The 21955-nt window shown below is 68.5% G+C and carries 19 protein-coding genes and 1 tRNA gene; 17 read left to right on the forward strand and 3 right to left on the reverse strand.

Features of this window, described 5'->3' with window-relative positions; genetic code table 11:
- Positions 1–30 precede the first annotated feature (30 nt).
- Positions 31–1479 (forward strand): pyruvate kinase, encoded by a 1449-nt coding sequence (gene pyk, locus LMI96_RS03665; RefSeq protein ID WP_228360515.1) that lies wholly within the window; start codon positions 31–33, stop codon positions 1477–1479.
- 66 nt (positions 1480–1545) lie between these two features.
- Here pyk and LMI96_RS03670 read toward each other — a convergent pair whose 3' ends face one another.
- Positions 1546–2577, reverse strand: a complete 1032-nt coding sequence (locus tag LMI96_RS03670; RefSeq protein WP_228360516.1) for an NADPH:quinone reductase — start codon at positions 2575–2577, stop codon at positions 1546–1548.
- A gap of 63 nt (positions 2578–2640) precedes the next feature.
- Between LMI96_RS03670 and LMI96_RS03675 the strand changes: the two genes are divergently transcribed.
- The gene (locus LMI96_RS03675) at positions 2641–3492 is read left to right on the forward strand and encodes a transposase (protein ID WP_228360517.1); all 852 of its coding nucleotides are present in this window, start codon (positions 2641–2643) and stop codon (positions 3490–3492) included.
- A gap of 58 nt (positions 3493–3550) precedes the next feature.
- The gene (locus tag LMI96_RS03680; protein ID WP_228360518.1) at positions 3551–3997 is read left to right on the forward strand and encodes an SRPBCC family protein; all 447 of its coding nucleotides are present in this window, start codon (positions 3551–3553) and stop codon (positions 3995–3997) included.
- A 116-nt stretch (positions 3998–4113) separates the two neighbouring features.
- Here the strand turns inward: LMI96_RS03680 and LMI96_RS03685 are convergent.
- Positions 4114–4196: transfer RNA gene (locus LMI96_RS03685), tRNA-Leu, on the reverse strand.
- 147 nt (positions 4197–4343) lie between these two features.
- Between LMI96_RS03685 and LMI96_RS03690 the strand changes: the two genes are divergently transcribed.
- Positions 4344–4958 (forward strand): ANTAR domain-containing response regulator, encoded by a 615-nt coding sequence (locus tag LMI96_RS03690; RefSeq protein WP_223721251.1) that lies wholly within the window; start codon positions 4344–4346, stop codon positions 4956–4958.
- A 119-nt stretch (positions 4959–5077) separates the two neighbouring features.
- On the opposite strand, the gene LMI96_RS03695 is transcribed toward LMI96_RS03690, so the two are convergent.
- Entirely contained in the window at positions 5078–5509 is a 432-nt protein-coding gene (locus LMI96_RS03695) for a hotdog fold thioesterase (protein ID WP_223721252.1), read from the reverse strand.
- Positions 5510–5572: 63 nt separating this feature from the next.
- Here LMI96_RS03695 and polA point away from each other — a divergent pair, with 63 nt between their 5' ends.
- The 13 genes from polA (at position 5573) to LMI96_RS03760 (ending at position 21917) form a co-directional block, all read left to right on the forward strand.
- Positions 5573–8212 (forward strand): DNA polymerase I, encoded by a 2640-nt coding sequence (gene polA, locus LMI96_RS03700; RefSeq protein ID WP_228360519.1) that lies wholly within the window; start codon positions 5573–5575, stop codon positions 8210–8212.
- Between the two features lie 42 nt (positions 8213–8254).
- The gene (locus LMI96_RS03705) at positions 8255–9928 is read left to right on the forward strand and encodes a DUF885 domain-containing protein (protein ID WP_228360520.1); all 1674 of its coding nucleotides are present in this window, start codon (positions 8255–8257) and stop codon (positions 9926–9928) included.
- Positions 9929–10000: 72 nt separating this feature from the next.
- Positions 10001–11038, forward strand: coding sequence for an LLM class flavin-dependent oxidoreductase (locus LMI96_RS03710; RefSeq protein WP_228360521.1), 1038 nt, complete (start codon positions 10001–10003; stop codon positions 11036–11038).
- Positions 11039–11055: 17 nt separating this feature from the next.
- Positions 11056–12411 carry an MFS transporter gene (locus LMI96_RS03715; RefSeq protein ID WP_228360522.1) on the forward strand — a complete coding sequence of 452 codons (1356 nt, stop codon included), beginning with the start codon at positions 11056–11058 and terminating at the stop codon, positions 12409–12411.
- Between the two features lie 4 nt (positions 12412–12415).
- Complete coding sequence (locus tag LMI96_RS03720) at positions 12416–13183, forward strand: SGNH/GDSL hydrolase family protein (protein ID WP_228360523.1); 768 nt, start codon at positions 12416–12418, stop codon at positions 13181–13183.
- 82 nt (positions 13184–13265) lie between these two features.
- Entirely contained in the window at positions 13266–13523 is a 258-nt protein-coding gene (locus tag LMI96_RS03725; RefSeq protein WP_223721258.1) for a DUF6458 family protein, read from the forward strand.
- Positions 13520–16093, forward strand: coding sequence for an excinuclease ABC subunit UvrA (locus tag LMI96_RS03730; protein ID WP_228360524.1), 2574 nt, complete (start codon positions 13520–13522; stop codon positions 16091–16093). Before LMI96_RS03725 ends, LMI96_RS03730 begins: the two co-directional genes overlap by 4 nt.
- Positions 16094–16268: 175 nt before the next feature.
- A complete protein-coding gene (locus LMI96_RS03735) occupies positions 16269–17066 on the forward strand; it encodes an AraC family transcriptional regulator (RefSeq protein ID WP_228360525.1) in 798 nt (265 codons plus the stop codon).
- A gap of 2 nt (positions 17067–17068) precedes the next feature.
- Positions 17069–17848, forward strand: coding sequence for a siderophore-interacting protein (locus LMI96_RS03740; RefSeq protein WP_228360526.1), 780 nt, complete (start codon positions 17069–17071; stop codon positions 17846–17848).
- A gap of 121 nt (positions 17849–17969) precedes the next feature.
- Positions 17970–18965, forward strand: a complete 996-nt coding sequence (locus LMI96_RS03745; protein ID WP_228360527.1) for an ABC transporter substrate-binding protein — start codon at positions 17970–17972, stop codon at positions 18963–18965.
- A gap of 95 nt (positions 18966–19060) precedes the next feature.
- Positions 19061–20038, forward strand: coding sequence for an iron chelate uptake ABC transporter family permease subunit (locus LMI96_RS03750; protein WP_228360528.1), 978 nt, complete (start codon positions 19061–19063; stop codon positions 20036–20038).
- The gene (locus tag LMI96_RS03755; protein ID WP_228360529.1) at positions 20038–21105 is read left to right on the forward strand and encodes an iron chelate uptake ABC transporter family permease subunit; all 1068 of its coding nucleotides are present in this window, start codon (positions 20038–20040) and stop codon (positions 21103–21105) included. Before LMI96_RS03750 ends, LMI96_RS03755 begins: the two co-directional genes overlap by 1 nt.
- A 134-nt stretch (positions 21106–21239) precedes the next feature.
- Positions 21240–21917, forward strand: coding sequence for a hypothetical protein (locus LMI96_RS03760; protein WP_223721265.1), 678 nt, complete (start codon positions 21240–21242; stop codon positions 21915–21917).
- Positions 21918–21955: the final 38 nt, after the last annotated feature.

Below are 21955 nucleotides of genomic sequence, written 5' to 3' on the forward strand. Positions count from 1 at the left end.
CCACCCAATGAACCGGAGCACAACACACCGATGAGACGCGCGAAAATCGTCGCAACCCTCGGCCCGGCAACATCGTCCTACGAGATGGTCCGCGCGATCATCGACGCAGGTGTAGACGTTGCCCGCCTCAACCTTTCCCACGGGGATTACTCCGTGCACGACGCGAACTTCGCGAACGTGCGTCGGGCCGCGGATGACGCGGGCCGAGCGGTCGCCGTCCTCGTCGACCTCCAGGGTCCGAAGATCCGTCTCGGCAAGTTCGCCGACGGACCTCACTTCCTCGCTGTCGGCGACATATTCAAGATCACGGTCGAAGACATCCTCGGCACGAAGGAGATCGTCTCAACGACCTTCAAGGGCCTGCCTCAGGACGTGAAGCCGGGTGACTTCCTCCTGATCGACGACGGCAAGGTGCGCGTCGAGGTCGTCGAGACCGATGGTGTCGTCGTCACCACGAAGGTGATCGTCGCCGGCCCCGTCTCGAACAACAAGGGCATCAACCTGCCCGGCGTCGCGGTCAACGTGCCGGCCCTGTCCGACAAGGACGAGGCCGACCTTCGCTGGGGCCTCCGCGCCGGCGCCGACGTGATCGCCCTCTCCTTCGTGCGCAGCGCAGAGGACGTGGATCGTGTCCACGAGATCATGGCCGAGGAAGGCCGGCGCATCCCGGTCATCGCCAAGATCGAGAAGCCGCAGGCCGTCGACAACCTCGAAGAGATCATCGACGCGTTCGATGGCATCATGGTCGCCCGCGGCGACCTCGGTGTCGAGCTTCCGCTGGAGGCCGTGCCGATCGTGCAGAAGCGCGCGGTCGAGCTCTGCCGCCGGATGGCCAAGCCCGTCATCGTCGCCACCCAGATGCTCGAGTCGATGATCGACAACCCGGTGCCCACGCGCGCTGAGACGTCCGACGTCGCGAACGCCGTTCTCGACGGTGCGGATGCGGTCATGCTCTCGGGCGAGACCAGCGTCGGCAAGTATCCGGTGGGTGTCGTCGAGACGATGGCGCGCATCGTGGCCTCGACCGAGGAGCACGGTCTCGACCGCATCCTGCCGCTCAACACGAAGCCCCGCACCCAGGGCGGCGCGATCACGCTCGCCGCGATGGAGGTCGCGGAGTTCGTCGAGGCGAAGTGGCTCTGCATCTTCACCGAGTCCGGTGACACCGCGCGGCGCATGTCGCGTCTGCGCCCGCACATCCCGATGATGGCGTTCACGCCCGACCCGGCGATCCGTCGCCGGATGGCGCTGACGTGGGGCATCCGTTCGTCTCTCGTCGAGCACGTGCCGCACACAGACCGGATGTTCATGCAGGTCGACGACTTCTTCCTCTCGCACGGCCTGGCCGTCGAGGGCGACAAGGTCGTCGTGATCTCCGGTTCCCCTCCCGGAATCGCGGGTTCGACCAACGACATCCGCATCCACCGGATCGGCGACGCCGTCAACGGCCTCGCGCCGATCTACAAGTCGGGCGAGTAGCAGCCGGCAGGTGCTTGAAGAGGAGGGGTCCCGAGTCGGGGCCCCTCCTCTTCGTGGTGGAGGCGACTACTCCGGCACGTCTGCGGAGACGCGGATCAGTACTTTGCCGATCTCACCCTGCGCGACGGCATCGTGTGCCGCAGCGGTGTCGTCGAGATCGAACCATGTGAGCGGAAGTCCGGACGCGGCGCCGACCGGCAGCGCACCGTCGTCGAGAGCCGCGGTGATGTCCTGTGCGGCGGCGTCGAGGGCGGGTTCGCCGACGGTGTAGAGCAGGAGTCCCTGCCAACGGATGTTCTTCGCGAAGCTCGCGACGATCGGCGCCGTGAAGTCGTTCCCGTTGTTGTTGGCGTAGTACGCGACGCTGGCGTGGTTAGCCGCGACCTCGACATCGAGAGCGGCGTTGACGGCCGGGGCGACCTCGACGATGTGGTCGACGCCGTTCGGGGCGAGGTCCCGGATGCGGGTCGACAGCTGCTCGTCCGGGTACTGCAGGACGTGATGGGCGCCGGCGGCGCGGGCGAGAGCGGCTTTCGCCTCGCTGCTCACCGTGGCGATCACGGTGGCACCGGCCCAGACCGCAAGCTGGATCGCCGTGTGACCGACGGCGCCCGCGCCTCCCTGCACGAGCACGACACGCCCGTCGAGCGCGCCGGGGGAGAGGTGGGCGGGTCCGAACTCGTGAACCGTCAGCGCACGGTGCGCGGTCATCGCCGGCACTCCGAGGCTCGCTCCGACGTCGAAGCCGGTGCCGTCCGGCAAGCGGACGACGTGACGGGCCGGCAGCACCGTCCGTTCCTGGGCGGTTCCGGTGGGTCGCTGGTGAGCGGCGAGGTACACCCACACGCGATCGCCGACGGCGACGTGCGTGACATCGCCTCCGACCGCGTCGATGACGCCCGCGCCGTCCTGATTCGGGACGATCTCGGCGAAGTCGGGAGCAGCACCGTTGCCGGCGCGCGCCTTCCAGTCGGTCGGGTTCACTCCCGAGACGGCGACGCGCACGCGGACCTCGCCCAGACCGGGCGTCGCCGGCTCCCGCTCGACAGCGGAAAGGACGGAGGAGGCACCGGTGCGGGAGTAGACGATTGCTCTCATACCCCGATGCAAGCGCGGGAGCACCGGGATCATTCCGAGCGGAGCGACCGGCAGAATGAGAACATGGCCGGCATCGAGGACGAAGCGGATGCGGTGGCCGCCGCGCTCTACGGTCTTCCGCCCACCCAGTTCACGGCCGCGCGGAACGCGGCGGTGGCATCCGCATCCGGAGCTGCGGCTTCGACGATCAAGGCTTTTCGGAAGCCCGCGGTCTCCGCATGGGCGGTGAACATCCTGGTCCGCGAGGGGCAGCTCGCCGAGGCCATTGAGCTCTCGGCTGCCCTCCGCGACGCGCAGGATGATCTGGACGCGAAGGAGCTCACGCAGCTGGGTCGGCAGCGCCGACAGCTCGTCGCGTCGCTCGCGAAGCGGGCCGCGGACCTCGCCCAGGCGGCGGGCACGCCCCTGAGTCCGTCGGCCAGAGACGCGGTCACCCAGACCATCAACGCGGCCGTCGTGGATGAGACGGTCGCCGCGGCGGTGCTGACGGGCCGGCTGCTCGCACCGCTCGAGGCGGGCCAGCTCGACGGTGAGGCCGTGAGCGAGTACGTGGCCGGCTCGGCGCCCGACGGCGCAGCTCGGGCGGCGAGCCCGGTGCGGAACGACCTGGTCGAGCGCCGCGCGCGGAAAGCGGCGGAAGAAGCGGCGCGAACCGCGGAGCACGCGGCGTCCGCCGCCGTGCGCGACGCGGAGCGAGCCGACGCACGGAGCGCGAAGGCGGAGGAACAGGCGAGGTCCTTGCGCGCGCGAGCCGACGACCTGCGCGTCGCGCTCGATCGTGCCGTGGCGGATGCGGAGGCGGCTGCATCCGACGCCGAACGCCTGCGCCGGGAGAGCGCCGAGGCACGATCGCGCGCGGGTGCCGCGGCGCGGGAGGCCGAGCGAGCGCGGAACGCCGTACCGTGGCGACCCTGACCCCACCCGACACGCCCGGCGGGCATCACATGGAGCTCGGCATGATGGAATCGATCCCATGACGTCGACCTTCACCCTTATCACGGTCACGGACGTCGAAGCGGAACTCCTGTTCGATCTGTCACTCGACATCGATGCGCATATGACGTCGATGGCCCGTTCCGGAGAGCGTGCGATCGCGGGCACGACGACGGGGCGAATCGGACCGGGTGAGACGGTGACGTGGCACGCGCGTCACTTCGGCGTCTGGTTCACGTTGACCTCGAAGATCACATCGTGGGACAAAGCGACGCGCTTCGTGGACGAGCAGGTGCGCGGTCCGTTTCGTGTGTTTCACCACGAGCACCGGTTCGAGCGTCTTCCGTCCGGACGGACCGCTATGACCGACACGATCACTCTCGCATCACCGGTGTTCGGCGTCATCGCCGAGCGGCTCGTTCTCGTTCCCTATCTGCGGAGGCTCATCGCCGCACGCAACCAGCATCTCCTCGCCGCGGCAGCGTGAGTCACCGGAGCACTTCGCTCCGCACGAGGAACCCGGACTCCGCGCCACTGACACCGCGACGTTCATGCGGTCATTTAGCCGAAATCGGCACACGCACGATCTGCGATCCGAATCGGTACCGGTGGTGGGAGTCGAACCCACACGCCCTTTCGGGCAACCGAGTTTGAGTCGGTCGCGTCTGCCATTCCGCCACACCGGCACGCGGCAACTGAGTCGCACGCCGCCATCGAGACTAGCGCAGGTGCGCACCGTCCTCGGGGCGTAGGCGCGGATGCATCCGGAAGCCGATCCGTCCCGCGCGCGCGTGCACGCCGCGCCGTGACAGGCCGTGCCGTAGGATTCAGGAGTGACTGACCTGGATGCCCCCGCCAACACGCCGTCCGCACCCCGCCGCGTGGTGGTCGCAGAGGACGAGTCGCTCATCCGTCTCGACATCGTCGAGATCCTGCGCGACAACGGTTTTGACGTCGTCGGCGAAGCCGGAGACGGTGAGACCGCCGTGCAGCTGGCGACCGACCTCCGCCCCGACCTCGTGATCATGGACGTGAAGATGCCGCAGCTCGACGGCATCAGCGCCGCCGAGAAGCTGAGCAAGAACCACATCGCTCCCGTCGTGCTGCTGACCGCGTTCAGCCAGAAGGAGCTCGTCGAGCGGGCCAGCGAAGCCGGCGCACTCGCGTACGTCGTGAAGCCCTTCACGCCCAACGACCTGCTGCCCGCGATCGAGATCGCCCTCGCCCGTTACGAGCAGATCATCACGCTCGAGGCAGAGGTCGCCGACATGGTCGAGCGCTTCGAGACCCGCAAGCTCGTCGACCGGGCCAAGGGCCTGCTCAACGAGAAGATGGGCCTCAGCGAGCCCGAGGCCTTCCGCTGGATTCAGAAGGCATCCATGGATCGCCGTCTCACCATGCAGGACGTCGCGAAGGCCATCATCGAACAGCTGGCCGCGAAGAAGTAGTCCCTCCCGACCGCGAAACGGGATCCGGGCGCCGAGACAGCGGGGTAACCCCACGGTCTCGGCGCGAAGATCCCGTCTCGCGGAGAGAAGGCCGCAAGACCCGCTCGCGCCACAGAGCCTCAGCGCTCGGCGGGCGCGTCCTTGATGAGGTTCGTGATGCGGATGGTGGAGCACCGCCGACCCTGATCGTCGCTCACGACGATCTCGTGCACCGTCATCGTGCGGCCCAGGTGGATCGGCGTGCAGACGCCCGTGACGTGACCAGAGGTCGCGGACCGGGTGTGCGTCGCGTTGATGTCGACTCCGACGGCGAGCTTGCCCGGGCCGGCGTACAGGTTCGCCGACATGGAGCCCAGCGACTCGCCGAGCACGACGTAGCCGCCTCCGTGGAACAGGCCCACCGGCTGCGTGTTGCCCGCCACCGGCATGGTCGCCACGGCACGATCGACCGTCAGCTCGACCCACTCGAAGCCCATCTTGTCGGCCAGTGCGCCGTTGCCGCGCTGCATGGCCCAGGCGATCCCATCGAGCGGGGGCGTCGTTTCGGTCATCGCGGCAGGTCCTCGCTTCGTCGCCCGTGTCGTGGTGTCTGCGCCGCTGATTAGGCTGGCAGGGTGACGGACTCCGCAAAGCCTACTCTTCTGGTCGTCGACGGCCATTCGCTCGCGTTCCGCGCTTTCTACGCGCTGCCGGTCGATAACTTCACGACCAAGGACGGTCAGCACACGAACGGGGTCTACGGCTTCCTGTCGATGTTCGTGAACCTCTTGAAGGCCGAGAACCCGACCCATGTGGCAGTCGCTTTCGACACCTCACGCGTGTCGTTCCGCACCCGCGAGTACCCGGCCTACAAGGCGACGCGCAGCGAGACCCCGCCCGAGTTCTCCGGCCAGATCCCGCTGCTGCAGGAGTGCCTGCGCGCGATGCAGATCACGGTGCTGACGAAAGAAGACATCGAGGCTGACGACATCCTGGCGACCCTCGCGACGCAGGGCGTCGAGGCGGGCTACGACGTGCTCGTGTGCTCGGGCGACCGCGACTCCATCCAGATGGTGAACGACGAGGTCACGCTGCTCTACCCGAGTGTGCAGGGTGTCTCGCAGCTCAAGCGCTACACGCCCGAGACGGTGCGGGAGCGTTACGGAGTGCCGCCCGCCCAGTACCCCGAGATCGCAGCCCTCGTGGGTGAGACGAGCGACAACCTGCCCGGAGTTCCGAAGGTCGGCGAGAAGACGGCGGTGAAATGGCTCACCCAGTACGGCTCGCTCGACGAACTCCTCGCCCACGCCGACGAGATCAAGGGTGTTGTCGGCGGCAACCTCCGCGACCACATCGATGATGTGCGCCGTAACCGCGCCCTCAACCGGCTTCTCACCGACGTCGAGCTGCCGGTCACTCCCGCCGACCTCCTCCGCCAGCCGATCGACACGCAAGCCGTGCGCGACATCTTCGCCCGGCTCGAGTTCCGCACGCTCCTCCCGCGCGTGTTCGAGGCGACCGGAACCGACGCCTCAGAGGGCTCGGCGACGACCGCACCCTCGGTCGCCGTCCCGCAGGCGAGCGAGACGGATGCTGCCGCGCTCACCGCGTGGCTGGCGTCCGACTCCGATGAGCGTGCACTGACGGTCACAATCGAGAACGGTCTCCCGGCGCGCATCGGAATCGCCACGACCGAGTCGGTGGTCGAAGCCACCTGGACGGAGGAGATCTCCGCGGCGATCGCGCCCTGGCTCGCCTCCGCGGCCCCGAAAGTGCTGCACGACGCGAAGGGTCAGGTCAAAGCCCTGCACCGCGCGGGGGTGCGCCTGCACGGACTCGCGTTCGACACGCTGATCGCCGGATGGCTGATCCGCCCGAGCTTTCCTGACAAGACCCTCGCAGACCTCGTCGACCGCTACCTCGGCGAGAAGCTTCCCGAAGCCGACCCGGCGCAGCTCGTCCCCGAGACCGAGGGGGCGACTCCCGGGCAGCTGGCCTGGTTCGTCCTCCGCGTCGGAGCCGCGCTCCGCGCCGAGGTCACCGGACGCGTGGCCGAGGTGCTCACCGACATCGAGCTGCCGACGCTCGTCACTCTCGCCGACATGGAGCTCGCCGGCGTCGCCGTCTCGCACGAGAAGCTGTCGACGTTCTCGGCCGAGCTCGGCGCACGCGCGGAACGCATCGCGCAAGACGCGTTCGTCGCGATCGGCCGCGAGGTGAACCTCGGGTCGCCCAAGCAATTGCAGGAGGTGCTGTTCGAAGACCTCCAGCTGCCGAAGACCCGCAAGACCAAGACCGGGTATTCGACGGATGCTGCCGTGCTCGCGGATCTGCAGGACTCGAACCCGCATCCGTTCCTCGATCTCCTGCTGCAGCACCGCGAGGCGACGAAGCTGCGTCAGATCATCGAGTCCCTCGACGCCGCGATCGGCGCCGACGGGCGCATCCACACCACGTACCTGCAGACGGGCTCCCAGACCGGCCGGCTCTCCAGCACCGACCCGAACCTGCAGAACATTCCGATCCGCAACGAAGAGAGCCGCCGCATCCGCTCCTCGTTCGAAGTCGGCGCGGGGTACGAGACTCTGCTGACCGCCGACTACTCGCAGATCGAAATGCGCATCATGGCGCATCTGTCGGAAGATCCTGGTCTCGTCGAAGCGTTCCGCTCGGGCGAAGACCTGCACCGGTTCGTCGGTGCACGCGTGTTCGGCGTCGACCCGGCTGATGTGACGCCGGCGATGCGCACCAAGGTCAAGGCCATGTCGTACGGGCTCGTGTACGGGCTGTCGGCGTTCGGACTGTCGAAGCAGTTGCGCATCGAACAGTCCGAGGCGAAGCAGCTCATGACCGAGTACTTCGCCCGGTTCGGCGCGGTGCGCGACTACCTCCGTTCCTCGGTCGAGCAGGCGCGGATCGACGGGTTCACCGAGACGATCTTCGGGCGCCGCCGACCGTTCCCTGACCTCGCCAGCCCCAACCGGGTGCTTCGCGAGAACGCCGAGCGCGCGGCGCTGAACGCCCCCATCCAGGGCAGCGCCGCCGACATCATGAAGATCGCGCTGTTCCGCATCCACGAGGAGTTCCGCGCTCAGCAGCTCTCTTCCCGGGTGCTCCTGCAGATCCACGACGAACTCGTGGTGGAGGTCGCGCCGGGGGAGTGGGACGCCGCGGAACAGATCGTTCGCCACCGGATGGGCGACGCAGCCACCCTCACCGTGCCGCTCGATGTGCAGATCGGTCATGGCACCGACTGGAACATCGCCGGTCACTGACCCGGGTTGGCCGGTCACCCCGGCCTGCGTAGGCTCGATGGCATGACGGAACCATCGCGCATCCCCACCTCGATCGATGAGATCGCTGAAGAGTGGGTCGACACCGTGGCAGAACTCGCCCCGACGGTCGCGACCTACATCGGCCGATTCGAGCACAACGGACGGTTCGGCGACTACTCGCCCGCCGGTGCGAAGCGGTACGCCGAGGCAGCACGCGTGGCACTCGAGCGCCTCGACCGCGCCATCCCGGTCGACGCGATCGACGCGGTCACGAAAGAAGACCTGGGCCGCGAACTGCGACTGGATCTCGAGCTCCACGCCGCGAACGCGTCGCTGCGTGATCTGAACGTGATCGCCTCGCCCGCCCAAGACATCCGCTCGGCGTTCGACCTCATGCCGACCGACACGGTGGAGGACTGGGCCGTCATCGCCCAGCGCCTCGGCGGCGTTCCGGCAGCGATCGAGGGATACATCGAGACCCTGCGTGCCGGCATCGCTGCAGGCGTGACGCCGGCACGCCGTCAGGTGTCCGAGGTGGCGACGCAGATCAACCGGTACACCGCCGACAACGGCTTCTTCGCGGTGTTCGTGGCGGACGCGGACCCCGCCGAAGGTCACCTGCCTGCCTCGCTCGCACGGGAGCTCGCCGACCAGTCGGGAGCCGCACGCGTGGCGTACAACACGTTGGCCCAGTTCCTCATCACGGAGCTCGCCCCGGTCGCCTCTGAAGAGGATGCGGTCGGTCGCGAGCTCTACGCACTGCACTCCCGCCGTTTCCTCGGGGCGACGATCGACCTCGACGAAACGTACGAGTGGGGGGTCGAAGAACTCGCGCGCATGGTCGCCGAGCAGGAGTCGATCGCTCACGAGATCCTCCCGGGGGCTTCGGTCGAGGAGGCCGTGGCGTACCTCGAGTCCGACGATTCGCGCAAGCTGCACGGCACGGACGCGCTTCGCGAGTGGATGCAGGCGACCAGCGACCGGGCCGTCGCCGAGCTCGGCCGCACGCACTTCGACATCCCCGAGCCGATTCGCCGACTCGAGTGCATGATCGCGCCCACGCAGGAGGGCGGCATCTACTACACCGGCCCGACCGACGACTTCTCCCGCCCGGGACGCATGTGGTGGTCGGTTCCCGAGGGGGTCACGTCGTTCGACACCTGGCGGGAACTCACGACGGTCTATCACGAGGGCGTTCCCGGTCACCACCTGCAGATCGCGCAGGCCGTGTACAACCGCGGGCAGCTGAACTCGTGGCGCCGACTGCTCGCCGGCACGTCGGGTCACGCGGAGGGCTGGGCGCTCTACGCGGAGCGTCTGATGGAACAGCTCGGCTATCTCGATGACCCCGCCGATCGGCTGGGCATGCTGGACGGCCAGCGGATGCGGGCGGCCCGCGTCGTCCTCGACATCGGCGTGCACCTGAAGAAGCCGCGCCTGGACGGCACGGGCGTGTGGGACCACGAGTACGCCCTGGACTTCATGCGCCGCAACGTCAACATGTCCGACGAGTTCATCCAGTTCGAGGTCAACCGCTACCTCGGCTGGCCGGGACAGGCGCCGTCATACAAGGTCGGTCAGCGCATCTGGGAGCAGATCCGAGACGACACCCGTGCGGCGCAGGGCGACGCGTTCTCGATCAAGGACTTCCACAAGCGCGCTCTCGATGTCGGCGGTGTGGGCCTGGACACCCTGCGGTCGGCGCTGCAGTCCTGATTCGACCCGCCGACGCGGAATAGCGCGTGCGCCACCCCCGTTACATGCACGTGAATCGAAAGTGAGGGCGGCATGAGCGCTGCAGTGGAGTTCGGGCTCGACACGTTCGGAGATGTCACCGCCGATGAGAGCGGCGCGCTGCTCACCGACGCGCAGACCATCCGGAACGTCGTCGACCAGGCGGTCCTCGCCGACGAGGTGGGGTTGTCGTTCTTCGGCGTGGGGGAGCACCACCGTCGGGAGTTCGCGGTGTCGAGCCCCGAGATCGTGCTGTCGGCGGCCGCGGCCCGCACCCGTCACATCCACCTGGGCACGGCGGTCACCGTGTTGTCCTCGGATGACCCGGTGCGACTGTACGAGCGGTTCGCGACGCTCGACGCCATCTCGAACGGGCGGGCCGAGGTGATCCTCGGGCGCGGGTCGTTCATCGAGTCCTTCCCGCTGTTCGGCTTCGACCTGCAGGACTACGAAGTGCTCTTCGAGGAGCGGCTCGATCTGTTCAGTCGGCTGATGAACGAGAAGCCGGTGACGTGGTCGGGAACCACCCGCGCCGGCCTCACGAACGCCGACATCTTCCCGAAGACCGAGAACGGCATCCGCGCGTGGGTCGGCGTGGGCGGGTCGCCCGAATCCGTGCTCCGCACGGCGCGCTACGGGTTCGGCCTCATGCTCGCCATCATCGGCGGACCCGCCTCCAGTTTCCGCCCGTACGTCGATCTCTTCCACCGCACTCTGGACGGTGCCGGCCGTGATCGTCTGCCGGTGGGCGTGCACTCGCCCGGGCACATCGCGGACACCGACCAGCAGGCCTGGGATGAGGCGTATCCGGCGATGGAGGTCAACCGCAACGCCATCGGCCGCGACCGCGGATGGCCGCCGTACAGCCGGCTGCAGTTCCAGCACGATGTCGGACCGGGCGGCGCCATGTACGCCGGGTCGCCGGAGACCGTCGCGCGGAAGATCGCCGAGACCGTCCGCACGCTGAAACTCGACCGCTTCGACCTCAAGTTCTCGAACGGCACGTTGTCGCACGAGCGGATGCTGCGCTCCATCGAGCTGTACGGGTCGAAGGTCGTCCCGCTCGTGCGCGACATGCTCGCCGACGACTGATCGATCGAGGATCCGCGATGACTGCTCCTTCCGTGCTGCCGCTCGGCGAACGACTCGACGACCTTCCCTTCACCCGCAAGCATCTGAAGGTGCTGACCGGGTCGGGTCTCGGCTGGGCGCTCGATGCCATGGACGTCGGCATCATCTCGTTCGTGATCGCCGTGCTCGCCCAGCAGTGGGACCTCGTGCCGGCGGAGACGAGCCTGATCGCGTCGATCGGGTTCGTGGGGATGGCCGTGGGAGCGAGCGTCGGGGGTCTCCTCGCCGACCGGTTCGGTCGACGGCAGGTCTTCGCTGTGACCCTTCTCGTCTACGGGATCGCCACAGGTGCCAGCGCACTGGTCGGCGGGCTCGCCGCGCTGCTGGTGCTGAGATTCATCGTCGGTCTCGGCCTTGGCGCCGAGCTTCCCGTTGCCTCCACCTACGTGAGCGAGTTCGCACCGGCGCGGATGCGGGGCCGACTCGTCGTGCTGCTCGAGGCCTTCTGGGCGATCGGTTGGACGGCGGCCGCCCTCATCGGCTACTTCGTGATTCCCGCGTCCGCTGATGGCTGGCGGTGGGCGTTCGCGCTCGGGGCAGTGCCGGCGGTGTACGCGCTCATCGTGCGGTGGGGCCTGCCAGAGTCGCCGCGGTGGCTCGCATCCCGCGGCCGATACACCGAAGCCGACGACATCGTGACCGCTCTGGAGCGGTCCGCGGGTCACCTGAGCACATCGCCGCCGCTGGTCGTGGCGCCCGTGGCGCCGGCCGCATCCGCCCGCGATCGACTCGCGGCTCTGTGGGCGCCCGGTCTCGGTCGCCGCACCGCGAGCCTCTGGATCGTCTGGTTCTGCGTGAACTTCTCGTACTACGGCGCGTTCATCTGGATTCCCACGATCCTTGTCTCGCAGGGCTACGACCTGGTGCGGTCGTTCGGCTTCACGCTGCTGATCACGCTCGCCCAGCTCCCCGGCTACCTCGTCGCCGCGTGGGCGATCGAGCGGTGGGGTCGGCGGATCACTCTTGTCGTGTTCCTCGCGGGGTCCGCCGTCTCCGCCGTGCTGTTCGGGGTATCGAGCGGCGAGGTCATGGTCATCGTCACCGGAATGTCGCTGTCCTTCTTCAATCTCGGGGCATGGGGTGCGCTGTACGCCGTGACTCCCGAGACCTACCCCACACCGCTGCGGGCGACCGGCAGCGGGTGGGCGGCCGGCATCGGACGAATCGCCTCCATCCTCGCCCCGCTGTCGGTGCCGCCGCTGCTCGCCCTCGGCGGCGCACCGCTCCTGTTCGTGGTGTTCGCGGCGTTCTTCGTGATCGCCGGGGCTGCGACCTTCGGTCTCGCCGACCGTCGTGGCCGCGCGCTCGATGAGCGGTCGCCGGCCCTAAGCTGAGCCGGTGCCTGCACCCTCTATCCGCTACGTCGCGATCGGCGATTCATTCACCGAGGGCGTCGGCGACGAACTGCCCGACGGGACCGTTCGCGGCTGGGCAGACATCGTCGCCCAGGGATGGGCGGATGCGGTGGGTGAGCCGATCTCATACGCGAACCTCGCCATCCGCGGGAAGCTCGTCTGGCCGATCGTCGAGGAGCAGCTCGAGCCCGCACTCGCGCTGCGCCCGACCCACCTGTCGTTCAACGGCGGGGGCAACGACATGCTCCGGCCGCGCACGACGATCGCTCACGTCGCGGACGCGTTCACGCGTGTGCTCGAGCGGTGCGACGCGGAAGGCGTCCGGGTGATCCTGTTGTCGGGCGCGAATCCGTCGGCCCACTTGCCGATGGGCCGCCTCGTGCAGCGCCGCGGCGACGAGCTCTCGGTGGCGGTCGTCGACCGGATCGCCGGCCGCGACGACGTGTTCCGCGCGTTGAACTGGCCCGACGACGAGCTTTCGCGGCCGGACTACTGGTCGGAAGACCGCTTGCACATGAACTCTCGCGGACACCACCGCGTCGCGGCGCGGGTGTTGACCTCTCTCGGCCACACTCCGCCGCACGACTGGTGGTCGCTGACCGAGGAGGACCGCACGGTGCGGCTCCGCGGAGCCGCGTACTACCGCACTCACGTCGGCCCGTGGGTGCGTCGGCGTCTGACGGGTCGGTCCTCGGGCGACGGACGGCTGCCGAAGTTCGGGCAGTGGACGCCCGTGGGCCCCGTCGCCTGAGCGCGCTGTCAAGCCCCGGGAGCGTGTCTGACCCGTCCGCCATGATGGCGTCGTACCGTTCGCCAGCTATCAGGAGGCCACTGTGAGTATCGGTGGGGGCATCGCCCTATTCGTCATCGGAGCAATTCTCGCCTTCGCCATCAACGTCGATGTCCCCGGTGTGAACCTCGACCTGATCGGCTACATCCTGATGGGCGCCGGTGCGGTCGTCTTCGTCATCGGCATCGTGCTGCTCGCGCGTCGCCGCCAAACCGACACCGTGACCCGCACGGCCGTCGACCCGACCGCCGGTGAGCGCGTCACGCGCCGCACCACGCGTTCGACCGACGACACGGTGTGACGCCCGCTCACGAGAGCGGTGTCCGCGTCCGTGGAGCGCGGGAGCATAATCTCCGGGATGTCGCGGTCGACATCCCGCGAGATGCGCTCGTTGCCTTCACGGGCGTTTCCGGTTCTGGAAAGAGCTCGCTCGCGTTCGGCACGCTGTACGCCGAGTCCCAACGCCGCTACTTCGAATCGGTCGCACCCTACGCAAGGCGTCTGATCGAGCAGGTCGGTGCGCCCGACGTCGATGCGATCGACGGCCTCCCGCCCGCGGTCGCCCTGCCGCAACAGCGCTCGGGCGGCACGGCACGATCGACGGTCGGCAGCGCCACCACCATCGCGAACGTCGTACGGATGCTGTTCTCCCGCGTCGGTACGTACCCGGATGGCGCGCCCATGCTGCTGGCAGAGGGCTTCTCCACGAACACGGTGCAGGGCGCCTGCCCCACCTGCCACGGTCTCGGTCGCGTGTACGACGTGCCCGAAGAGCTCATGGTTCCCGACGAAGGGCTGTCGATCAACGACGGCGCGCTCGCGGCATGGCCGACCGCGTGGCACGGCAAGCAGCTCCGCGACAGTCTGATCTCACTCGGCTACGACCTCGACATTCCCTGGCGGGAGATCGCGCCCGATCAGCGCGAATGGCTGCTCTACACGGACGATTCTCCGCAGGTGCCGGTCTTCACCGATCGCCCTCCGGCAGAGGTACGACGGGCGGTCGCCGCCGGGCTCGAACCGCGCTACATGAGCACGTTCCTGGGCGTACGACGCTACGTGCTAGACACGTTCGCGAACTCGAAGAGCCCCCGGATGCGGGAACGCGCGGCCTCGTTCATGGTGAGCGTCGAGTGCCCGACCTGCCACGGCACTCGGCTGAAGCCCGACGCTCTCGCGGTCACCTTCGAGGGCAGTGACATCACGCAGGTGTCGTCGATGACGCTCGACGATCTGGCTTCGCTGATGCGTCGCGTGCAAGAGCCGGACTGGATCCCGAGCGCGTCCGTCGCTCGCGGTGAGGCGCTGGCCCCCGAGCAGCGTCTGGCGGCGCAGCGTCTCGTCTCCGAGCTCCTCGGACGCGTGACCCCGCTCATCGACCTCGGGCTCGGATATCTCTCCCTCGACCGGACGACGATCACGTTGTCATCGGGGGAGCTCCAGCGCATGCGCCTCGCGACCCAGGTCGTTTCGCGATTGTTCGGCGTGGTCTTCGTCTTGGACGAGCCGTCCGCGGGGCTGCATCCGGCCGACACCGAGGCGCTGCTGCGAATCCTCGGCACGCTGAAGGACACCGGCAACACGGTCTTCTTCGTCGAGCATTCGGTCGACGTCGTCCGTCACGCGGACTGGATCGTCGACATCGGTCCGGGCGCCGGCGCGGCCGGCGGCTCGGTGCTGTACTCCGGTCCGCTGGAGGGCCTGCGCGGTGTCGAACAGTCCGTCACCCGCCGTTATCTCTTCACGGATGCGGACACCCCGCGGACTGAGCGCCGGCCCCGCCGGTCGGGTGACGCGCGCCTGGCGCTCGAGAACGTGAGCCGGAACAACCTGAGCGAGCTGTCGGTCACGTTCCCCCTCGGTGCGCTGACGGCGGTCACCGGCGTCTCGGGGTCCGGCAAGTCGAGCCTGGTGAGCCAGGCGCTTCCCGACCTCCTCCGCGAGAGTCTGGCCAGCGACGTGGGCGAGAGTGCCGCGGGCGAGACCGAGACAGCATCCGCCGACGATCCGTTGCTCGGTGCCGCACCGATTGTCACCTCCGGACGGGCGACCGGACCGGCGGATCGACTCCGCCGCGTTGTTCAGGTCAGCCAGAAGCCCATCGGCCGCACGCCCCGGTCGAATGTCGCGACCTACACCGGCCTGTTCGATCGAGTGCGATCGTTGTTCGCCGCAACGCCGGAAGCGCGCCGTCGCCGCTACAACGCAAGTCGCTTCTCATTCAATCTGCCGAGTGGTCGCTGCACCACGTGCAAGGGGGAGGGGACGATGGAGGTCGAGCTGCTTTTCCTGCCCACCGTGCAGGCACCGTGCGCGACGTGCGGCGGTTCACGGTACAACCCGGAGACGCTCGAGATCGAGCTGGCGGGGCACACGATCGCCGACGTCCTGTCGCTGAGCGTCACTCGTGCGCGCGAAGTCTTCGCGGACGACCCCGACGTGTGCCGCCACCTCGATGCGCTCCTCGACGTGGGCCTCGGGTACGTGTCGCTCGGTCAGCCGGCGACCGAGCTGTCCGGTGGTGAGGCGCAGCGCGTGAAGCTCGCGTCCGAGCTGCGACGTGCCACCCGTGGCGACACGCTCTACCTTCTGGATGAACCGACCTCCGGGCTGCATCCCGCCGATGCCGACCGCTTGATCACCCACCTCCAGCACCTCGTCGACGGCGGCAACACGGTCATCATCGTCGAGCACGACATGCGCATCGTCGCGGAGGCCGACTGGGTCATCGACATGGGTCCCGGCGCGGGAGCGGCCGGCGGCACCGTGGTGGCCGAAGGCACGCCCGAGTCCGTCGCGGCGCACTCGTCGAGCCCGACCGGGCCGTACCTCACGGCGGCGCTCGAACGACGCAGATCGCTGCGGGCCTGATCCGCCGCTGACGCGCAGCGCGGGGCGCGACGCGCACGTCCCCGACAGCGCGCAAGCGTCGTCACCCGCGACGGGTGGACGGATCGCGTTACACTCGAGCCCGATGCTTGATTCTGGACACGCAAGGGCGGCGGATGCACCATCCGACGCAGACCCGTCATCAGCGCCGGATGACGTGACGCATGCCCTGACCCACGAACCGTGGCTCCTGACGACGCAGTCGATCGTCAGCAGCAGCCACGAGAAATGGACCGACGGGGTGCACGATGAACACGAGCTGATCTTCTCCGATAGCGGCGTGCTGACCGTCGAAGCGGACGGACGACTGTGGGTCACCCCGCTCGGACTGGGAATCTGGATCCCCGCCGGAACCACCCATCACGTCACGGCCGAACCCGGAACATCGTTCTACGTCACGTACTTCTCGGCCGATCGCGTCACCGTCCCGTGGCAGATCGCCACCGGGATCGGCGTCACACCGGTGCTGCGGGAACTGCTTCTCGCCAACAAGAACGCCGAGCTGACGACCGACGTGCGGATGCGGATCCAACAGCTGATCGTCGACCTGTTCGCGCCCGTCCGCTCCGCCACGCTCGACGTGCATATGCCCCGGAGCGCCGAGCTGAGGGCGATCGCGGAGAAGATCGCCCAGAATCCCGCCGACAGCGGCACGAGTGACGAGTGGGGCCGGACGATCGGGGTGAGCGGACGCACCGTGAACCGCGGGTTCGAGCGCGAAACCGGTTCGAGCCTGACGCAGTGGCGCATCAACGTGCGGATGCGGCGCGCCTTGATCGACATCGCCGCAGGCCAGTCCGTGATCACGGTCGCGCGGAACGTCGGGTACACCAACTCGAGCACCTTCATCCAACTCTTCCGACAAGCGACGGGTCACACGCCTACCGCCTACTTCCGTTCCTTCGGCGCAGCGGCCTCCGGCCGTCGCGACGACACCCCCACCCAGGAGAGCTGACCATGGCATTCTGCGAGCCCGCGGCGGTCGTCCGTACGACACGACTGACCCCCTCCGCCATCCGCGTGCGGTTGCGTGCCGTCGGAGACTGGCGCTGGCACACCGACGGCGGCGGCGATGAGCGCATCGACCTCGCCTTTCCCCGACCGGGGGAGCAGGATGCGGATGTCGCATTCTTCAACGACCGCGAGTACGGGCACACCCCGACCGACGATGAACCGCCGTGGCGCCATTACACCGTGCGCGCGGTGCACGAAGACGGACAGGAACTCGACATCGACTTCGTCGTCCACGAGGGCGGAGTCGCGTCCGGCTGGGCCGAGAACGCCGAGGCCGGCGACATCGTCGGCGTCTTCCACGGCGGACCGTCTCGGTCGTACTACGCGCCGCCGGCGGACAGTCAGTGGCAGTTGCTCGTCGCCGACGCGACCGGGTTGCCGGGACTCGCGCGCATCGTGGAGGAACTCCCCGCCGGAGCCCGCGCCCGCGCCATCGTCGAAGTCCCGGGGGAGCAGGACCGACAGGAGATCCCCACACGCGGAAACGTCGAGTGGACGTGGATCATCGGATCCGGCGGACGCACCAGCGCGTTGCCCGCCACAGTGGCGGAGAGCGATGTGCCGGATGGGCCGGGGTACGCCTGGATCGCGTGCGAAGCGGCGGCGGCGCGGCGCGTGCGGTCGCACGTGCGGACGGCGTGGGGGCTCGGCCGGGACCGCCACCGCGCCGTGGGCTACTGGACCGCGGGGGCGAGCGGACACGTGGAGCAGGATCGGGACTGACTCACCGTACGAGGCGGCTGTCAAGAAAAAGGTACACATTGTCCAACTAGCGCAATGGGGACACGGTTACGATCGTGAAGTAGGTAAGGCTTACCTAATCTTCGCTGAAATGAGATCGTTCATGCCCCGCACCGCTTCCGTCGGCGCCCGTATCGCCCTGCCCATTGCTCTCGCGTTCGCGCTCGTCGGCCTGACGGCCTGTACGCCCGCAGACACGTCGGCTGATGCATCGGCCACCGCATCCGAGACCCGTACCGTCGACACCGCCTACGGCGACGTCACCGTGCCCGTCGAACCGCTTCGCGTCGTCGCGGTGTCGTACGACACGCCGTGGCAGCTCGCTGCGGTCGGAGTCACCCCGGTGGCGATGCAGGACTACTCGGCGTACGCGGACTCGTTCACGGCCGCACAGCAGGATCTCATCGCCAGCGCGGACACCGTCGGCGCCTTCTTCGATCTGAACATCGAAGCGGTTCTCGCCGCCGAACCCGACCTCATCGTCGGCGACGTCCTGGAGATCGACGAGGCGACGTACGAAAAGCTCTCGCAGATCGCGCCCACCGCCATCTTCGAGGGCGAGTACCGCGGCGACTGGCGGGCCATCGGAGCTAGCGTGGCGGATGTCGTCGGCCACGCCGACGAGTTCTCCGCCGCCGAAGCCCTCTACGAGGACGAGCTGGCGCGGGTGCAGGACGAGTACGCCGACGTGCTGGCTCGCCCCTGGGCGGCGATCGGCGACGGCGACGTCGAGGGCGGGTTCTCGGTGCTCTACCCGGGCGGCGCCGTCGGCGCCCTGTTCTTCGACGACCTCGGCGCGGCGACCACACCCAGCATCCCCGCCGAAGAGGACGGCGACAAAGGCTGGATGTACATCTCACCCGAGTTGACCACGTCCGTGCTGGGCGAGGCGGAGATCATCGTCACCGGCGCGAACCCCGCAGGGGAGTTGTCTGCATCGCTGGCGGGCACGGTGCAGACGCCGCTGTTCACCGCGCTCCCCGCCGCCCAGTCGGGCAGCGTGTACGGCGTCTGGTCGAGTGTGACCGACTACGGCACCGCGCTCGACTGGCTGCATTCGGTCGAACAGACCGTTCTCATCCCCGAGTCGGCGAGCTGACAATCGCCCCGTCGACGTCGGCCGTCGGGCGCCTCCCTCGCGCCCCTGCCCCCACGAGAGTGCGGGGGGCAGGGGCGCGGTCGAGCCTGCTGATCGTGCTCGCCGGAGTGCTCGCCGTGACCGTCGTCGGGAGTCTCGCGGTCGGTGCGCGCTACATCCCGCCGGGCGAGGTCGTGCGAACTCTCATCGACGCCGCGCAGGGCCGCGGATCCGGAGAGGTGTACGAGATCGTGGTCGCCCTGCGTCTCCCGCGCGCCTTCATCGGCGCCGCCGTCGGCGCGGCGCTGGGCGTCGCGGGAGCGCTCATCCAGGCGCTGACCCGCAACCCGCTCGCGGATACCGGAATTCTCGGGGTCAACGCGGGTGCGGGATTCCTCGTCACCGTCGGGATCGGCTGGTTCGGGGTGGGCAACATCCAGGGATATGTCTGGTTCTCCTTCGCGGGCGCCGCCGCGGCGACGATGCTCGTCTTCGCCATCGGCTCCCGCGGCCCCGCGGGCGCGACGCCCATTCGCCTGACCTTGATCGGGGTCGCACTGGGGGCGATGCTCAGCGGAATGTCGAGCATGATCTCGCTTCTGAACCCATCCGTCTTCGACGGGATGCGGTTCTGGGGAGCAGGCAGCCTCACGTCGCGTGACGAGCACGTGCTCTGGGCCGTCCTTCCGTTCATCGCGATCGGGCTCGTCATCGCCGCGCTCGTCGCCGCGCCGCTGAACGCCGTGGCTCTCGGCGAGGACCTGGCCCGGTCCTTGGGTGCGAGTGTCGTTCGCACGCGGGTTCTGGTGATCGTCGCAGTGACGCTCCTGGCCGGCGCCGCTACCGCCGCGGCCGGCCCGATCGCGTTCCTCGGGCTCATGGTCCCGCATGTCGTCCGCTGGTTCGTCGGGCCCGATCAGCGGTGGATCATCGCCTACACCGCGGTGTGCGCACCGATTCTGCTGCTCATCGCGGATGTCGTGGGGCGGGTCATCGTGCCGCCGCAGGAGCTGCAGGTCGGCATCATCACGGCGTTCATCGGCGCTCCGGTACTCGTGCTGCTCGCGCGCCGCAGGAAGATCACCGGGCTGTGATGCGCGGGAACGGAACGCGTCGCGCGCCGATCGTCATCCGCACGGCGGGGAGGGGAGCGCTGCCCGCGTTCTCGGTGCGGGTCGACGTCAGAACCCTGGCGCTCTGCGTACTGCTGGTTGCGGTGACCGGCGTGTTCTTTCTCGTGGCGCTCAGCGTGGGCGATTACGTCCTCTCGCCCGTCGATGTGTTGGCCGCCCTGGGGGGAGGCGGAACGCCGCAGGCACGTCTGGTCGTGGGGGAGTGGCGCTTGCCGAGGGCGCTGCTGGCGATCGTCATCGGAGCAGCCCTGGGAATGAGCGGAGCCGTGTTCCAGTCGCTGACCCGAAATCCTCTCGGCAGCCCCGACATCATCGGGTTCACGACGGGGGCGTACACGGGCGGGCTCGTCGTCATCCTGATCTTCGGCGGCGGATACCTGCTGACCGCGATCGGTGCGGTGGCGGGCGGTGTGGTGACCGCACTGCTGGTCTACGCACTCACGTACCGCGGCGGCATCCAGGGGTTCCGGCTGATCATCATCGGCATCGGCGTCTCGGCGACACTCGCGTCGGTCAACAGCTGGCTGTCGACCCGCGCCGATCTCGACGATGCGATGCAGGCCGCGGCGTGGGGGAGCGGCTCCCTGAACGGGGTCGGGTACGACCAACTCTGGCCCGTACTCGGACTCCTCGCCGTGGTGTGTCCGGTGCTGCTCGCGCAGGCGCCGGCGCTCCGCCAACTCGAACTCGGCGACGACCTCGCGCAGGCCCTCGGGGTGCGTGTCGAGGCCGTCCGCCTGAGAGCTCTGCTGTGCGGAATCCTTCTCGTGGCGATCGCGACCGCCGCCGTCGGTCCCGTCGCATTCGTCGCACTCGTGGCACCGCAGATCGCCGCGAGACTGCGCGGCAGCTCGACGATCGCGCTGATTCCCGCCGGCCTCACCGGCGGGATCATCCTGTTGTGTTCGGACATCGCCGCCCAGCGCGCGTTCGCCCCGACCCAACTCCCGGTGGGGGTCATGACCGTCGTCGTCGGCGGTGCGTACTTCGTCTGGTTGCTGATTCGGCAGAGCAGACCCACGGGCTGATCACGGGGTCATCGCCCTGAATCCACCGCGGACAACACAGGATGCGCCGTGAACGCTCATAGGCTGACGTCGTGCTCCGTGCTTGCCCGCACTCCACGCGTCCTCGGGACATGCGGGTCCGTCGCGCCCTGGTTATGGTCGCTGCCATCGCACTGGCCGCGTCGATCGCGATCACCGTTTTCGTGGTGCGGGTGGGCGAGTCCTCCGATGGCAAGGTCTCCATTCTCATCGACACGTTCGACTCGCATCGGCTCCTGACGCTTGCCGTGCTGGTCGGCTTCAGCGCACTCGCCGCGGCGTTGTGCGCAATCCCGGCGCGTCGGTGGTGGCTCTTACTTCTCGTCCCCGTACGAACTACAGCGCTTTCGGCGGCCGTCCTCGCGGGCGGCTTCCTCTGGGTGACGTCGTCAGTGACCGTCGTGCCTCTCGTAAGTGCGGGGCGCGAGACGGGCTACGTGGTCGCGGAGAAGTCATTTCTGCTCGCGGGAGGCGGAGTCGTATACCGAACGGATGGCATCTACGTCACAGCCGTCGCAGACACCTCCGGAGACGACGGCTACCACCCGTTCTTCGACGGCGCGTACACGGTCGCGGAGAAGGACGGGTCCCTGCAGGTCTGGTACCGGATCGATCAGAGTGACGGCATCGCCCCGCCCCCGAAGGGCGTCCCCGCGTTCACGCTGCCCATCCTCGTCGGCGAGGAGCCCGGCACCTGCGGGATTGCGCCATCCGCGCGCCATGCGCATACGCCTGCGCTGGTGCTCGTCCCGGCTCCCGGTGTCGAGGCGCGGCTAACCTTCGCGACGATCTGACATAATGTGCATTATCGGCAATGAGCGATCGGGGCCAT

Origin of the sequence: Microbacterium sp. cx-59 (genome assembly GCF_020805625.1) — a bacterium.
GTDB lineage: Bacteria > Actinomycetota > Actinomycetes > Actinomycetales > Microbacteriaceae > Microbacterium.